The organism is Variovorax sp. GW821-FHT10D07 (assembly GCF_059415325.1).
Window position 1 is genome coordinate 630,532 of the sequence record NZ_JBWKMZ010000001.1, and the last position, 16,064, is coordinate 646,595.

Below are 16,064 nucleotides of genomic sequence, written 5' to 3' on the forward strand. Positions count from 1 at the left end.
CTCTCATGACCCAACAACAACTTCTGAACGGCCTGCGGATCGTCGACCTGTCGCGCGTGATGTCGGGGCCTTACTGCACCGCGCTGCTGGCCGACGTGGGGGCCGAGGTGATCAAGATCGAGACGCCCGTGACCGGCGACGACTCGCGCCACTTCGGCCCCTTCGTCGACGGCCGCAGCGTCTACTTCTCCTTGCTGAACCGCAACAAGAAGAGTGTCACGCTCAATCTCAAGGACGAGCGCGCGCGCGAGATGCTGTATGCGCTGATCGATACCGCCGATGCGGTGGTCGAGAACTTCCGCCCCGGCGTCGCGCAGCGGCTGGGGGTGGACTACGCGACGCTGAAGGCGCGCAATCCCTCGCTGGTCTACCTGAGCATCTCGGGCTTCGGACAGCAGGGCGAATTCAAGGGGCGGCCGGCCTATGACCTGATCATCCAGGCCATGTCCGGGCTCATGAGCACCACGGGCCGTCCCGGGCAGGAGCCCACCTGCGTGGGCGACTCGGTGGCGGACCTCGTGACGGGCCTGTTCGGTGCCTGGTCGTTGATGACGGCGTTGTTCGCCCGCGAGCGGGATGGCCAGGGGCGCCAGATCGACCTGTCGATGTTCGATGCGATGCTGGCCCTGCAGCTCACCAGCGCGAGCCGTCTGTTCGCCAGCGGCACGGCGCCGCAGCGCGTGGGCAACCGCCATCCCGTGACCTCGCCGGTGGACTGCTTCGAGGCCCGCGACGGCTGGGTGGTGATCGTGGTCAGCAACGACGGGTTCTTCCGCCGCTTCGCGCCGTTGATCGGCAAGCCCGAATGGGTCGAGGACCCGCGCTTCGTCGACAACCTGCAGCGCGCGCGCAACGAGCCGGCGCTGAAGGCGGCGATCACGGCATGGTCGCGCGAGCGGACCGTGGACGAGGTGGTCCAGGCCTGCCTGGAGGCCGACGTTCCCGCAGGCCCGGTCTGGGATCTGCAGCAGGCCCATGCGCAGTCCGCGCGGCAGGATCGAGGGCGGGTCGCCCAGGCGCAGGACGCCGAGCGCCCCTGGCCGTTCGTGCTGCAGCCGGCCGTGTTCTCTTCGGGAGATCCGGCGAAGGTCCAGGCCGACCCCTTGTTGGGTGCGCACACCGACGAGGTGTTGCAGGGCATCGGCATCGCGCCGGCGGATCTTGCGCAACTGCGCGCGCGGGGGGCCGTATGAAGTCGTGGATCGTCAGGGACGTCACGCAGCCGCCGGAGCTCATGGAGATGCCGCTGCCGCATCCCAAGCCGGGCCAGGTGCTGGTGCGGGTGGCCGCTGCCGGACTCAACTTCTCGGACGTGCTGATGACGCGCGGCGCCTACCAGATCCGGCCGCCGCTGCCCTTCACCCCGGGCCAGGAGATCAGCGGCATCGTCGAGAGCGTTTCGGGCGGTGGCGCCTTCAGCCCCGGCGATCGGGTCGCCACCAAGGTCATGTGGGGCGGCTTCGCGCAGTTCGCCGTGGCCGAGGCCTCGTGGCTGGTGCGCGTGCCCGAGGAAGTCCCGCTGGCCGAGGCCGCCGTGCTGCCGGTGGTCTGGCCGACCGCGTGGATCGCCCTGTTCGCGCGGGCCCGGTTGCAGGCGGGCGAGACGGTGCTGGTGCACGCGGCCGCCGGCGGGGTCGGGCTGGCGGCCACCCAGCTCGCGGTTCGGGCCGGTGCGCGCGTCATCGCCACCGCGGGCGGCCAGGACAAGCTCGCGCATTGCAGGGAGCGCGGGGCTTCGGTCTGCATCGACTACCGCGAGGACGACTGGGTCGAGCAGGTGATGCAGGCCACCGGCGGCAAGGGCGTGGATGTGGTCATCGATCCCGTGGGGGGCGATATCACGGACCGCAGCGTCAAGTGCCTGGCCCATGGCGCGCGCCTGTGCCTCGTGGGTTTCTCGAGCGGACGCATTCCCGAGATCCGCGCCAACCGTCTCCTGCTCAAGAGCGCGTCGGCGCTGGGCATCTACTGGAGCCACGAGCGCGACCTGCCGCTGATCGGGCAGGCGCTGGACGACGTGCTGGCCGGCTTCAGGCACCAGCAGCTGCACGCCGACGTGGGCGGCCGCTACGCTTTCAGCGAGTTGCCTCGCGCGTTGGCCGATCTGCAGGAGCGGCGCACCTTCGGCAAGCTGGTGCTCCTGCCCGACGGCAATCCCTGACCCGGCGTTCGGCGGCCCGGGCAAGCCCAGGTCCCGCGCAGATCCTCCGACGCTTCGACCCGGCGCGAGCGCTGGCCATCGCCTCGCTCGTATACATTCGCCACGAAAGCGGAACACGAGGGGCGAGGATGACGGTCGGCAAGGAACGGGGCATCGCCAGCAGCCGGATGGCGGGGTGCCAGGCGCGGGGATCCGGGGACGCGGTGCGCCCGTGTCCCCTTGACGGGCGTGCCCGGCCATGAACGCGCAGGTGCTCGCGGCCCTGCAGTCGCTCGGCCTTTCGGAAGACACGGACGGCAAGGCGGTACGCCGCGCCTATGCCGCGCAGCTCAAGCAGATCGACGTCGCCGCGGAGCCCGCGCGGTTCCAGGCGCTGCGCGAGCGCTATGAGCTCGTGCTGGCCTGGCTCGCGCACCGCGATGCCGCCGCGCGCGATGCGCCGGACCAGACACCTGCTTCGCCGGAGGAGGCTGCGCCGACCCCGGCGGCACCTGCGAGCGGCCCGGTCGACAACGCCGCTGCGCCGTCCCGGATGCAGCGGTCCGACGACTACGCCCGCGCGGTGTTCGATGCCCTCATGGCCCGCCTCGCCGCGGCCGGGACACTGGACCGGCACGAAGCGCGGGCGGCGCTGGATGCCGCGCTCGAGGACCCGCGGCTGCTGGATATGGATGCACGGTTCCTGTTCGAGCTGGGCGTGGCCTCGTGGCTGGCCAACGGCTGGCGCCCCGGGCACGAGAAGGTGTTCGCCCCGGCCGTCGGCGCCTTCCGCTGGCGCGAGGAAGCGGCGTCGCTCTCGAGGCTGGGCCGTTCCGGCGTCATCATCGACCACGCGATCCAGGAGCTGGATGCGTACGACAGCCTGCCCGAGGGCACGCGCGAGCGCCTGCGCGAACCGATCCGGCAGCTGCGCTCGCCGGACAAGCCGGGCGTGCGCCGGCTCGCGAAGTCGCTGCCGCTGGCCGAGCAGGCCGTGCGCAACTTCCCCCACTGGCTGCACATCGTCACCAACCCCTCGAACATCGAGCGCTGGCGCGCATGGGAAGCGGCCATTCCGGCGTGGCGGCGCTTCGTGGCGTTCGCGCCCGCGCGGCCCAAGGCGCGGCCGGTGCCTACGGGCAACGCGGCGTCCGCCAGCAATCCGTGGGTGGTGGTGATGTGCCTGGTCGGCATGATGGGGCTCGCGTCGACGCTGTCGAGGCTCTCGACGCCGCCCGCCCCGGCTCCGGCGCCGCATCGCACGCTGGCACCCTTGCCGCGCGCGCCGAGCGCACCGGCGGCTTCGTTCCCGGCGCTTGCACCTTCGTCGCTGTTGCCCCTGGCCGCGGCGCCGGCGCGACCTCCGGCGCCGACGGCACCGGCCATCGCACCGGCCGCGCTGGTGCAGCAGCCCTACGCCACGCTGCCGGAGGCAAGGAAGCTGGCCGCCTCGCTCGGCAAGGGCAAGGCCGACGTGCTCAAGTGCAACGACGCGATCCGCATCCTCGAGCTTCATGCCAGGGAATTCGAGAAGGGATCGTTCGGCCGCTCCTTCGACAGCCTGATGATCAACTGCCTCACGGGCAAGCTCGCGATGTTTCCCTATCCGCTGATCGACCGGGCGATCAAGCGGGAGTTCGGGCGGCGGGCGGGCGATGCGACCGCGGGGCTGTCGGAGATCCGGGGCCTGTCGCCCCTGCCCGTGATGCCCCGGCCGGCACCGGTCCGTCCGGTGATGGCTTCGCCGCCGAGCATGACGATGCCGTCCTCCGATCCTTCCGCGCCGTCCGTGCTGAGACCGCCGGGATCCGCGAACCCGTGGGCGGTGCCGCCGCCGACGTCCGGCCCCTAGATCGCCCCGGACCGGTCGCGAGACGGCCTGCCCGCCGACGCGGCACAGCCCGCGGCGCCCCTACGATACCGACCCTGGACAGGCGCACCAAGGGATACGCCCAGCACGCGGACGCACTCATGAAGAACGGCGAGACACACGGCGGGCCCGGCACCGCACTGCAGCACGGGGGACATTTCCGGCCCGACGGCACGCTCGCCGCCGCCTTCCTGCGCGAGCACGACTGGGCGCGCTCGGCGCTCGGTCCGCCGCAGGGCTGGTCCGGCACGCTGCGCTACGCGGTGTCGCTGATGCTCGATTCGGCCCTGCCGATGTGGCTGGCTTGGGGCGACGGCCTGGGCATGGTCTACAACGAGCCGTACGCCCGGGTCCTCGGGGGCAAGCATCCCCAGGCCATGGGCGCGCCGTTGGCCGAGGTCTGGGCGGAGATCTGGTCCGAGGTCGGGCCGCTGGTCGAGACGGCGCTGGCCGGCAGCCCGGTCCATCGCGAGGACCTGCCGCTGGTCGTGAACCGCGACGGGCTGGAGGAACAGACCTGGTTCACCTTCTCCTATGCGCCGCTGCGCGACCAACAGGGCGCCGTGCGCGGCCTGCTGTGCACCGTCTGGGAGACCACCGCCCAGGTGCTGGCCCGGCGCCGGCTGGCCGACAAGGAGGACGAAGCGACGCGGCGCCAGGCCCAGCGCACGGAGACCGAGGAGCGCTACCGGCTCGCGGTGCTGGCCACCAACGACGCGGTCTGGGACTGGCGCCTGTCCGACGGCCACGTGGTCTGGAACCAGGCGCTGACCACGCTGTTCGGCCACACGGAGGAAGAGACCAGCGCCGACTGGTGGCTCGACCACATCCATCCCGAGGACCGCGCGCGCGTCGAGACCGGCATCCATGCCGTGATCGACGGCGGCGGAACCGCCTGGACGCAGGAGTACCGCTTCCTGCGCAAGGACGGCAGCCATGCCGAGGTGTTCGACCGCGGCACCGTGCTGCGCGATGCGCAGGGCCGGCCGCTGCGCATGATCGGCGCCATGCTCGACCTGAGCGAGCGCAAGGCCTCCGAGCTCGCGCTGCGCGAGAGCCATCGGCAGTTCCGCACCCTGTTCGAGACCATCGACGAGGGCTTCTGCGTCATCGAATTCCTCGATGGCCCGCACGGCCCGATGAGCGACTACGTCCACGTGACGGCCAACCCGGCCTACCTGGCCAATGCCGGCATCGCCGACGTGGTGGGCCAGCGGGTGCGCGAGATGGTGCCCGACGAGGCCGACGGCTGGGTCGACATCTACCGCCGCGTGCTGCTCACGGGCGAGCCGGTGCGCTTCGAGCGCGAGCTGGTGCGCACCGGCCGCTTCCTCGAGCTGGCCGCCTTCCGCGTCGAGCCGCCCGAGCGCCGCCAGGTCGCGGTGCTGTTCCAGGACGTGACCCAGCGCCACCGCGCCGAGCGCGCGCTGCTCGAGCTCAACGACTCGCTCGAGCACCGCGTGGCCGAGGAGGTCGCGCAGCGGCTCAAGACCGAGGAGGCGCTGCGCCAGGCGCAGAAGATGGAAGCGGTGGGCCAGCTCACCGGCGGCATCGCGCACGACTTCAACAACATGCTCGCGGTGGTGATCGGCTCGCTCGACCTGCTGGGGCGCCAGCTCGCGGCCGACGACGTTCGCGCCCGGCGCTACGTCGAGGCCGCGCGCGACGGCGCGAAGCGCGCCGCGCTGCTGACGCAGCGCCTGCTCGCCTTCTCGCGCCAGCAGCCGCTGCGCCCCGAGTCGCTCGATGCCAACCGGCTGGTGGCGGGCATGTCGGACCTGCTGCGCCGCTCGCTCAGCGGCGCGATCCAGCTCGAGACCGTGCTGGCCGGCGGCCTGTGGCGCACGCACGCCGACCCCAACCAGCTCGAGAACGTGATCCTCAACCTCGCGGTCAACGGGCGCGACGCCATGCCCGACGGCGGGCGGCTCACGATCGAGACCGCCAACACCCACCTCGACGAGCGCTATGCCGTCGAGCACCTCGGCCTCTCGTCCGGGCAGTACGTGATGATCGCCGTCAGCGACACCGGCTCGGGCATGCCCGCCGAGGTGGTCGCCAAGGCCTTCGACCCCTTCTTCACCACCAAGGAGGTGGGCCGCGGCACGGGGCTGGGCCTGAGCCAGGTCTATGGCTTCGTCAAGCAGTCGGGCGGCCACGTGAAGATCTATTCGGAGGTCGGCGAGGGCACGGCCGTGAAGGTCTACCTGCCGCGTCTGCTCGGCGCGCCCGCCGAGGACGAGAAGGCCGAGGCCGCCCCCGACACGCCGCTGGGCGGCACCGAGGAGCTGATCCTCGTGGTGGAGGACGAGCCCGCGGTGCGGCAGCTCACGGTCGCGGCGCTCACCGAGCTCGGCTACCGCGTGCTGCAGGCCGATGGCGCCGTGGCGGCGCTGAAGCTGATCGATGCCCATCCCGAGATCCAGCTGCTTTTCACCGACGTGGTGATGCCCGAGACCAATGGCCGCAAGCTGGCCGACGAGGCGCTGCGGCGGCGGCCGGAACTCAAGGTGCTGTTCACCACCGGCTACACGCGCAATGCGGTGGTCCACAACGGCGTGCTCGACGCGGGCGTGCACCTGATCGGCAAGCCCTTCACGATCGAGGAGCTGGCGGTGCGCGTGCGCGAGGTGCTCGACGCCTCTTAGATCTCAGGGCAAGCCGCGCTCAGGCCGCGGCGCGCACCGCGAGCCAGTCGAACAGCTGCGAGGCCGGCAGCGCGCGCGAGTACAGGAAGCCCTGCAGCTCGTCGCAGCCCATCGTCAGCAGGATGTCGCGCTGGATCTCGTTCTCGACCCCCTCGGCCACCACGCTCAGGCCCAGCGCATGCGCGAGCCGGATCACGGCGTCGACCACGGCGCGCGAATCCTCCTTGGATTCGAGGTCCTGCACGAAGCTGCGGTCGATCTTGACCTGGCGCGCCGGCAGCCGGCGCAACTGGCTCAGGCTCGAGTAGCCGGTGCCGAAATCGTCGATCGACAGGAACACGCCCACGGCCGCCAGGCCCTCGAAGGTGCGGTGCGTGGCGCGGATGTCCTCCATCGCCACCGACTCGGTGATCTCGCACAGCAGCAGCGAGGCCGGCACCGCATGCCGGGCCAGCGCGCGCTCGACGCGCTCGACGAAATCCACCTCGCGCAACTGCATGACCGACAGGTTCACCGCCACCGGCATCGACAGGCCCTGCGTGCGCCACTGGGCGATCTGCCGGCAGGCCTCGTCGAGGATCCAGTCGCCCAGGCGCACGATCATGCCGAAGCGCTCGGCCAGGCCGATGAACTGCGCCGGCCCGATCAGGCCGAGCTCGGGGTGGTTCCACCGCACCAGCGCCTCCACGCCGCTGAGCGAGCCGTCGCGGCCGTCCATCTTCGGCTGGTAGTGCAGCTCGAACTGGTTCAGGTCGACGGCCCGGCGCAGGTCGCTCTGCAGCCGCAGCTGCGCCGCCACGTCGGAGCCCATGTGTGATTCGAACATCACGTAGTTCGCGCCGCCGGCGCGCTTGGCGATGTACATCGCGGCGTCGGCATTGGCCACGAGCTTGTCGGGCTCGCCCTGGCCGGGGTAGACCACGATGCCGATCGAACAGGCGATCTGCAGCGGCTTGTCCTGCAGCGAGAAGGGCTCGGCCAGCTTGCGCAACGCACGGTTGGCCACCTGGGCGGCCTCGGCCGCATCGCTCACGCCCTCGAGCAGCAGCAGGAACTCGTCGCCGCCGATGCGCGCCACCGTGTCGCCGTCGCCCGCGACGTCCATCAGCCGCTTGGCCGCGGCACGCAGGATCTCGTCGCCGGCCGCGTGGCCGAAGGAGTCGTTGATCGGCTTGAAGCCGTCGAGGTCGACGAACAGGATCGCCACGCGTTCCTTCAGCAGCGGCTGGTTGACGCGCGCCATGCGCGCCAGCGCGTGTTCCAGCCGGTCCTCGAACAGCACGCGGTTGGGCAGGCCGGTCAGCGCGTCGGTGAAGGCATGCCGCTGCAGCTCGCGGTTGGCGTGGGTGAGCTCGGCGTTGGCGTCCTCGAGCGACAGCGCCAGGCGCTGCGTGACCATCTGCATGCGCGCCTCGAGGATCGAGCCGAGCAGCGTGCCCAGCAGCAGCACGCACGACGCCAGCACCACGATGACCGTCAGCCCCGTGCCATGCAGCTCGCCGGCGCTCAGGCAGACCGAATCGGGCGCGAAATTGGCCGCGGCCATGCCCGTGTAGTGCATGCCGCAGATCGCCACGCCCATCACCAGCGCGGCCAGCAGCTGCACGGCCGGGCGCCGGGCGGCGCTCACGCGGACCAGGTTGCGCATGATCAGCAGTGCCACCGCCGAGGCGCCGATGCCGATCAGCGCGGACAGCCCCACGATCACCGGCTGCCACAGGATGCCGGGCGCCATCTGCAGCGCCGCCATGCCGATGTAGTGCATGCCGCAGATGCCGCCGCCCATGACCAGCGAGGCCACGCCCAGCCGTCCGAGGCTGTAGTTGGGCCGGCTCGCGACCCACAGCGCCACCCCGGAGGCCGCGACCGCCGCGACCCACGACAGGAAGGTGTACCAGCCCGAGAAGCCCAGCTCGATCGGCAGCGTGAAGCCCAGCATGCCCACGAAATGCATCGACCAGATGCCCGTGCCCAGCACCACCGAGCCGACGCTCCACCACAGCGGCTGGAAATTTCCGCCGGGCCCGCGCATGCGCCGCGACAGGTCGAGCGCGACGAAGGAGGCCAGGGTGGCGATCAGCAGGGAGGCCGCGACGATCAGCGGGTCGTGGTGGGACGGGAGAAAAAGGGACGGGGCGTTCACCTCCCGAGTATCTCGCGAGCATGTAACAAGGGGTTGATGCGGGGGTACGACCCGCTGGGGCGTGGTCGCCTCACGTCGCGAGGGCCGGCCACTAGCGCCGCGCGCCGAAGGCCGTGACCACGTAGTCGGAGAGCTCGAAGCCCAGTTCCGCCGCGATGACCTTGAGGCGGTTCTCGATCTCGGGGTCGAAGAACTCGAGCACGTCGCCGGTCTTGGTGCACACCAGGTGGCCGTGGTGGCGCTCGCGGTCGTTGAGCTCGTACACGGCCTTGTTGTTGCCGAGCTGGCTCTTCTTGAGCAGGCCGGTCTGCTCGAACTGGGCCAGCACGCGGTAGACGGTGGCCAGGCCCAGGTCGGTCTGTTCGGCCAGCAGCTGGCGGTAGACGTCTTCCGCCGCCATGTGCCGCTGCTTGCTGGTGCGGAACAGGTCCAGCACCTTCAGGCGCGGCAGGGTGGCCTTGAGCCCGGTCTGCTTCAGGTCGGGAGCGGCGGCGTGCTCATCCATGCGCGTGCGTCCGGTCGATGTTCGTCGGCGTGGGAAAAAAATGCATGGCTGGCCGGTGAACCGATGGCTAGCAAAAAACGACCCTTGGAGACCGTTGAGTCTCGGAGTCGCCCCACGATGAAACTGAAACTACTTGGTCAGGATGAGCTTGCCCAGCTTGGTGGCCTGCAGCCTGTACACGAATCCGTTGTGCGAGATCTCGACCACCTTCTGGCCGCGCAGCAGCGCAGCGCTGTCGAGACTGGCCGTCACCAGCGCGGCGTCGTCGAATGGGCGAACCTCCTCCGGCGCGGCGGCTTCGCGGGCGACTTCGTCCGCGAGCACCGGCTCGTGCACGAAGGCCTCCACCGTCAGGGCGACGGGCTGCGGCGCGGCCGCGCGGCGTACGCGCAGGGTCGGGCGGTGGCTGGTCAGTCCCGACGGGGACGGTTGGCTTCCTTGAGAGAGGAGAGCTTGCATGGTGGCGGTGGTCGCTTCGGGATGAAGCTGGTTGGTGACTTGGCTCGACTATAGCACTGAATGAGAGTGATTCGCATTAATGAAAACTGAATTTTCATGCGGTGGGTGAAAAGAGCGCGTTGAGCTCGCCGACCGACAGCATGCGTTCGTCCATCGCATCGAAGCGGCCGTGCGCGAAGGCCTCGCTCGCGAGCTGGCCCACCAGGCCCAGCGCCGCCTGCAGCGGGCCGCAGCCGAGACTGATGCGGCGCGCGCCGGCCCGCGCAAGACTCTCGGCCGTGGGCGCGCCGGCATAGCCCGCGTACACGTTCACCGGCAGGGCCACCGCGCGGGACAGGCCTTCGATCTCCTCGGGGCTCGACAGGCCGGGCACGAAGATGCCGTCCGCGCCCGCCGCCGCGCAGAGCGCGGCGCGGCGCAGCGTTTCCTCGAAGCGCGCCGCCGGGTCGTCCCAGGGGACGATGTGGGTGTCGGTGCGCGCATTGATGAAGAAGCGCGCATCGAGCGCGCGGATCGCGGCGATGCGCTCGCACAGCACGTCGGGCGGCACCAGCTCGCGCGTGCCGGGCCGCGTACCGTCCTCGATGTTGATGCCGGCCACGCCCAGATCGATGAGCGCGGCCGCCACGTCGCGCACCGCCTGCGTGCTGTCGCCGTAGCCGCGTTCGAGGTCCACGCTCACCGGCACGCGCGCCACGCGGCAGATGCGCGCGCAGGCCGCGATCAGTTCGCCGTCCGCGTAGCCGAGCGACCACGCGATGCCCGCGCTGGTGGTGGCGATGGCGCTCGCGCCCGCGCGCTCGATGAGGCGGGCGCTGGCGGCGTCCCAGGCGTTCACGAGGATCAGGGGCGCGGGGCCCGTGTGCAGGCGATGGAAGAGGTCGGTCCTGGATGGCGTGTCGTCGTTGCGTTGCATGGTCACTGGCTCCGTGAGGAGGGGGTTGGAAGTGACCGCAGCGTAGAAGCGACGCGCCGTCGCGGCTTGGAAAAAACTGCTGTTCTCAGCGCGCCCGCAGCTCGATGCCGTGCGCTTCCAGCCACCCGAAGCTGGCCAGGGTGCTCTCGCTGGGAAAGTATTCGCAGCCGATCCAGCCCGTCCATCCGAGCTGCTTCAAGGTCCGGAACACCATCGCGAAGTTGATCTCGCCGCTGCCCGGCTCGTGCCGACCGGGCACGTCCGCGATCTGGACATGCGCCGCATGCGGCAGGCTCTGACGCATGCGCTCGATGAGGTTCCCTTCGCCGCGCTGCAGGTGGAACAGGTCCAGCATGATCTTGAGGTTGTCGCGGCCCAGCTGTTCGATCAGCGCGATGGCCTGGGCCTGCCGCGTGAGCAGGAAGTTCGGCCGGTCGATCGCGTTGAGCGGCTCGATCATCATGCTGAGACCGTGGCGCGCGGCGATGACGCAGGCGTCGTCGATGTTCCTTGCGAAGACCTCCCACGATGCCTCGCGGGTCACGTCCTGCGGCACGCCGCCCGACATCGCATGGATCCGCGGGCAACCGATCTCGGCCGCGTAGGCGGCGGCGATCTCCACCGACGCGAGGAACTCGGCCCGGCGCGTGGCGTCGACAGCCAGTCCCCAGTCGCCCCGGTCGACGTTGCCGGGCTGCGTGTTCATCGTCACGCACTGCACCTCGTGGCGCGCCAGTTCCGCGCGCAGCACCTTCGCGTCCACCTCGTAGGGGAACCAGATATCGACGCCCGCGAACCCGAGAGACGCCGCTGCCTCGACGCGCGCCAGCAGCGGCAACTCGGCGAACAGCGTCGACAGGTTGGCCGCGAATCTCATGCGGGCTGCCGATTCGCCGCGAGGCAATCGGGATCGTCGCGCAGCACGCGCCGCGCGAAGTAGAGGAAGGCCATGTCGATGACCTGCGGCTTCAGCAGGAAGTCGCGCGCTTCGCTCGCCAGGTGGTCCGGCACCGGACGGATGGTCCCCGCCGCCGACGCGCGCAACTGGTTCGCCGCCTGCTGCTCCATCCAGATGGCCAGGGTGGCCGCCTCGGCGATGCTCGTGCCCGCGGTCAGCAGCCCGTGGTGGGCCAGCAGCAGCGCCTTGCGGCCCGCCAGCGCCTGCGAAATGATGCGCCCCTCCTCATCGGCGATGGGAAGGCCGGGCCACTCCTCCAGGTAGCTGCAGTTGTCGTGGAACACGCAGGCGTCCATGTTCGCGACGATCAGCGGCTGCCCGATCATGGCCAGCGTCTGCACGGCCGGCGGATGGGTGTGGATGATGCATTTCACCTCGGGGTTGGCGCGATAGACCCAGGTGTGGAAGCGCGTGGCCGGATTGGGCAGGGAGCGGCCATCGAGCGCCTGCAGCGCGTCGTTGGTCACCATGAAGCCGTCGGGCGTGGCTTCGTCGGCACCGATGCCGAACTTGAGCGTGTAGTAGGTGCCCGGCGCTTCGGCGCGCGCGGTGATCTGCCCCGCGATGCCGTTGGCCCAATGGCCCTCGGCCGCCAGCATGCGCGCGGCCAGGACCAGCTGCTCGAGCTCGCTGTAGGCGATGCCCGGCGCCTTGGCGCGCAGTTCGCGGTAATAGGCTTCCTTGATGTCCTGTTCCGAGCGTTGTGTCTCTGGGTTCATTGCTTCTTTCGGGAGTGGGGAGGGCGCATCGATCAATCGATGCGGATGTTGAATTGCCGGATGACCTCGCCCCAGCGCGCGTAGTCGGCGCGGAAGTAGTCCCTGAACTCGCTGCTCGAACCGCCACCGGGTTGCAGTCCGAGGTCGGCCAGCCGGCTCTTGATCTCGTTGGTCTGGAGCACGCGGTTCATTTCCGTGTTCACGAGCTGGATCACGGTGTCGGGCGTGCCGCGCGGCGCGAACAGGCCGTGCCAGTTGTCGCCCTCGAAGCCCGGGAAGAACTCCGACAGCGCCGGCACGTCCGGTAGCTGCGGATTCCTGGCCTTGCTGCCGATGGCCAGCGCGCGCACCTTGCCGCTGCGGATCAGGGGAATCGCGGTCGTGGTCGGCTCGAAGCCGATCGCCACCTGTCCGCCCATGAGGTCCGACAGGAACGGCGACTTGTAGGGAATGTGCGTGAGCTTCACATCGGCCAGGCTGGCGAACATCTCCATCAGGATGTGCGGCGCGGTGCCGACGCCGACCGAGGCGTAGTCGATGGAGGTCGGCTTCGCCTTCGCCTGCTGGATCAGCTCGGGCAGGGTCTTGTAGGGCTGGGCCATTCCGGCCAGCAGCACGAACGCGAAGTTCGCGGTCCTGACGATGGGCGTGAAGTCCTGCAATGCCTGGTAGGGCATCTTCGTGTAGACGTGCGGGCTCATGCTCATCACGGAGGTCACGCCCGCGAGCAGCGTGTAGCCGTCGGGTGCGCTGCGCGCGGCATCGGCCGTGCCGATCAGGCCCGCGGCCCCGGGCTTGTTGTCGACGATCACCGTCTGCCCGAGCGCCTTGCCGAGCCCGTCGCCGAGCAGCCGCGCGAGCGCGTCGATCGACATGCCGGCGCCGAAGGGCACCACCATGCGGATCGGCCTGGACGGCCATGCGTTCTGCGCGAACGCGAGTCGGGGGGCCGCGCCCGCTGCTGCGGCAAGCAGGGTAAACCTGCGGCGATCGATGTCGAACATGCCTTCTCTCCGGTTGCTGGCGAAATTGCCTTCACGAATGCGGGCGGCGTGCGAGCGGATGTGCGCGGGCCGAATTGGGCGCGAGTATTAAACACAGGGTGTCTACTAGTCAACACGTTGACCAAAACGGATATTCTTTGCCGCAACGAAGGTCCTCCGGTCGGAGGACGGTTTGGCCCGCAGAAGGAGAACGGCTTTGACGGCATTGGACGAATCGCGCAACGAGACGGAAGGCAACCCGCCCAAGGTGGCGGTGGTGACGGGCGCCGGCAGCGGCATCGGCAAGGCGGTGGCGCTCGCCATGCTGAAGGCCGGCTACAGGGTGGCGCTCGTGGGGCGCCGCGAACAGGTGCTCGCCGAGGTGGCGGCCCGCTCGGCGGTGCCGGACCGCGCGCTGGTCGTGCCGACCGACGTGACGGACGCCGATGCGGTCGGCGAGATGTTCGAGCGGGTCAGGTCACGCTGGGGCCGGGTCGACGTGCTCTTCAACAATGCCGGCATCTCCGCGCCGCCGGTCGAGTGGCACGCGCTGAGTGCAACGCAGTGGCGCGAGGTCGTCGACGTGAACCTGAACGGCATGTTCTTCTGCCTGCAGCAGGCATTCCGGACGATGAAGGACCAGCGCCCGATGGGCGGTCGCATCATCAACAACGGCTCGATCGCCGCCCATGCGCCGCGGCCCAACGCGATCGCCTACACGGCGACCAAGCATGCGGTCAGCGGCATGACCAAGGCCGTCTCGCTCGACGGGCGGGCCTACGACATCGCCTGCGGGCAGATCGACATCGGCAACGCGGCCACCGACATGGCCGACCAGTTCGCGCGCGGCATCCTGCAGGCCAACGGCCAGCTCGCGAGCGAGCCGCTGATGGATGTGAACCTCGTCGCCGACGCCGTGCTGCACATGGCCGGCCTGCCGCTGGAGGCCAACATCCTGTTTCAGACCCTCCTCGCCACCAAGATGCCGTACATCGGCCGGGGCTAGTCCGCAGCCCGCCGCGAACGGGGAGATGGTCAGGTGGCGGACATCACGAGCAGCGCGCTGGCCTTGGCGCGGCCGACGCGGACGATCCGGTGCGTGAGGTAGCCCGGGAAATGGATGCAGTCCCCGGCGCGAAGCCGCTCGACACGATCCTGGAAATGGATGTCCACGCTGCCCGTGAGCACGTACAGCAGCTCATGGCCTTCGTGCTGGGCCTGTATCGGTCCGTCGGAAGTGCCGGGGTAGAGGATGAAGGCGCCGAAGCTGCTCGAGCGCGCATCCTGCAGCAGGGCCGCGAACTGGTGCTGCTCGTCGGCCATGAAGCGCGGATGCAGCTCCTCCCCGCGGCTCACGACGATCGCCTCTTCGTGGATCACCTCGCCCACCAAGTGACCGATGCCGCAGCCCAGTGCATTGGCCAGCTTGGAGATCATGGTCAGCGAAGGCGCCTTGAGGCCCCGCTCGATGCGCGACAGGTGCGTCTTGTGCACGCCGACCAGTTCGCCCAGGGCTTCCACGGTCAGTTGCCTGCTCTTGCGCAGCGCGCGGATGCGCAGTCCCAGCGCCGCGGGCGACAGCGGCGCGCTGTCGCCCTTGCTTTTCTTCGATGGGCGGGCTGCGCCGGCAGACGGCGGTTTCGACGATTCCAGGTCCATGGCCCGATCTTGTCATAGACGAAGCAGCCCCCGGTCCGCGCGAGGAGGGCGGCCGCGCGTTCGGCGCGCTTCTTGCATTGTTCGTTCGATATCCCGGAGCGCCTTCACATGGATGTTCGACAGTTGCGCTATTTCGTGGCGGTCGCCGACGAGCTTAGCTTTCGCCGGGCCGCCGACCGGCTGCACGTGGCCCAGCCCGCGCTGAGCCGGCAGATCCAGCAGCTCGAGGACCGGCTCGGCGTGCTGCTCGTCGAGCGCGACAAGCGGCACGTCGCGCTGACGCCCGCGGGAGACGCCGTGCTCAAGCAGGCGCGCACCGTGCTCGGACTGATGCAGCAACTGCCGGGGCTCGCGCAACGCGCGGCCGCCGGCTGCAGCGCGCACCTGCGGGTGGGATTCATCAGCCTGGTGGCCAGCGAATTCCTGCCGATGCTCGTGCGCGGCTTCCGCAGCGAGTTCCCGAACGTCGACGTGAAGCTCAACGAGTTCCAGGTGCTGCAGCAGTTCGAGCCGCTGCTGCGCGAGGACATCGACGTCGCGATCTTGCGGCTGCTGAAGCCCGACGTCGCCATCGCGAGCTATGTCATCCAGCGGCAGCGCTTCGTCGTCGCGCTGCCCGAGGGGCACCCGCTGTGCCGCAGCGAGTCGCTCGCGGTCGGCGACCTCGCGTGCGAAGATTTCGTCTCGCTGCCCGCGGGTCCGGGCAAGAGCTTCGGCGGCCTCACGCTGCGCTTCTGCCGAGACGCCGGTTTCGAGCCCCGCGCGATGCACGACGTGGGCGATTCGCAGGCCATGCTGGGCATGGTGGGCGCGGGCGTGGGTGTCGCCATCGTGCCCGAGGCCGCGCGGCATCTGCACACCGACGGCGTCGAATACCGGCCGCTGAACGACCTCGAGGAACGCGCCGAGATCGCCATCGCCTGGCGGGCGCACGACACCAATCCGCTCGTCGGCGGATTCGTCGATGCAGCGCGGCGCAGCTTTCCCGCGCAGTTCGCCATGTCGCCTTGATGCGCCGTGATGCGCCCTGATGCCGCCGCGGCATCACGCCCGTCGCCATAAGT

The 16,064-nt window shown here is 69.9% G+C and carries 14 protein-coding genes; 6 read left to right on the plus strand and 8 right to left on the minus strand.

Translation table 11 applies throughout. The features are described from left to right. Window positions 1-5: 5 nt before the first annotated feature. The 4 genes from AC07PU_RS02930 (at window position 6) to AC07PU_RS02945 (ending at window position 6,658) form a co-directional block, all read left to right on the plus strand. Complete coding sequence (locus tag AC07PU_RS02930; RefSeq protein ID WP_495315089.1) at window positions 6-1,193, plus strand: CaiB/BaiF CoA transferase family protein; 1,188 nt, start codon at window positions 6-8, stop codon at window positions 1,191-1,193. Next, a complete protein-coding gene (locus tag AC07PU_RS02935) occupies window positions 1,190-2,161 on the plus strand; it encodes an NADPH:quinone oxidoreductase family protein (RefSeq protein WP_093352255.1) in 972 nt (323 codons plus the stop codon). The genes AC07PU_RS02930 and AC07PU_RS02935 overlap by 4 nt, the downstream gene beginning before the upstream one ends. A gap of 238 nt (window positions 2,162-2,399) precedes the next feature. Next, a complete protein-coding gene (locus tag AC07PU_RS02940; RefSeq protein ID WP_495315091.1) occupies window positions 2,400-3,992 on the plus strand; it encodes a hypothetical protein in 1,593 nt (530 codons plus the stop codon). A 119-nt stretch (window positions 3,993-4,111) separates the two neighbouring features. Beyond that, window positions 4,112-6,658, plus strand: coding sequence for a PAS domain S-box protein (locus AC07PU_RS02945; protein ID WP_495315093.1), 2,547 nt, complete (start codon window positions 4,112-4,114; stop codon window positions 6,656-6,658). A gap of 19 nt (window positions 6,659-6,677) precedes the next feature. Here AC07PU_RS02945 and AC07PU_RS02950 read toward each other — a convergent pair whose 3' ends face one another. From AC07PU_RS02950 to AC07PU_RS02980, 7 genes are all read right to left on the minus strand, one after another. Continuing rightward, complete coding sequence (locus tag AC07PU_RS02950; RefSeq protein ID WP_093352242.1) at window positions 6,678-8,801, minus strand: putative bifunctional diguanylate cyclase/phosphodiesterase; 2,124 nt, start codon at window positions 8,799-8,801, stop codon at window positions 6,678-6,680. A gap of 91 nt (window positions 8,802-8,892) precedes the next feature. Then, window positions 8,893-9,306 (minus strand): ferric uptake regulation protein, encoded by a 414-nt coding sequence (locus tag AC07PU_RS02955; protein ID WP_093352239.1) that lies wholly within the window; start codon window positions 9,304-9,306, stop codon window positions 8,893-8,895. Window positions 9,307-9,435: 129 nt separating this feature from the next. Beyond that, on the minus strand, window positions 9,436-9,654 hold the full coding sequence (gene hemP, locus AC07PU_RS02960; protein ID WP_495315797.1) for a hemin uptake protein HemP: 219 nt from the start codon (window positions 9,652-9,654) through the stop codon (window positions 9,436-9,438). 205 nt (window positions 9,655-9,859) lie between these two features. Then, window positions 9,860-10,681, minus strand: a complete 822-nt coding sequence (locus AC07PU_RS02965; RefSeq protein ID WP_495315097.1) for an isocitrate lyase/PEP mutase family protein — start codon at window positions 10,679-10,681, stop codon at window positions 9,860-9,862. 85 nt (window positions 10,682-10,766) lie between these two features. After that, window positions 10,767-11,558, minus strand: coding sequence for a hydroxypyruvate isomerase family protein (locus tag AC07PU_RS02970; protein ID WP_495315099.1), 792 nt, complete (start codon window positions 11,556-11,558; stop codon window positions 10,767-10,769). Next, complete coding sequence (locus AC07PU_RS02975; protein WP_208513091.1) at window positions 11,555-12,358, minus strand: aldolase; 804 nt, start codon at window positions 12,356-12,358, stop codon at window positions 11,555-11,557. The genes AC07PU_RS02970 and AC07PU_RS02975 overlap by 4 nt, the downstream gene beginning before the upstream one ends. A 32-nt stretch (window positions 12,359-12,390) precedes the next feature. Continuing rightward, window positions 12,391-13,362: a Bug family tripartite tricarboxylate transporter substrate binding protein gene (locus AC07PU_RS02980; RefSeq protein WP_495315101.1), complete on the minus strand. Its 972-nt coding sequence runs from the start codon at window positions 13,360-13,362 to the stop codon at window positions 12,391-12,393. Window positions 13,363-13,558: 196 nt separating this feature from the next. Here AC07PU_RS02980 and AC07PU_RS02985 point away from each other — a divergent pair, with 196 nt between their 5' ends. Next, on the plus strand, window positions 13,559-14,347 hold the full coding sequence (locus tag AC07PU_RS02985; protein WP_495315103.1) for an SDR family oxidoreductase: 789 nt from the start codon (window positions 13,559-13,561) through the stop codon (window positions 14,345-14,347). A gap of 29 nt (window positions 14,348-14,376) precedes the next feature. Here the strand turns inward: AC07PU_RS02985 and AC07PU_RS02990 are convergent, their stop codons facing one another. Beyond that, on the minus strand, window positions 14,377-15,000 hold the full coding sequence (locus tag AC07PU_RS02990) for a helix-turn-helix domain-containing protein (RefSeq protein ID WP_431514166.1): 624 nt from the start codon (window positions 14,998-15,000) through the stop codon (window positions 14,377-14,379). A gap of 108 nt (window positions 15,001-15,108) precedes the next feature. Between AC07PU_RS02990 and AC07PU_RS02995 the strand changes: the two genes are divergently transcribed. Then, window positions 15,109-16,011: a LysR substrate-binding domain-containing protein gene (locus tag AC07PU_RS02995; RefSeq protein ID WP_495315105.1), complete on the plus strand. Its 903-nt coding sequence runs from the start codon at window positions 15,109-15,111 to the stop codon at window positions 16,009-16,011. The last annotated feature ends 53 nt before the right edge of the window (window positions 16,012-16,064 follow it).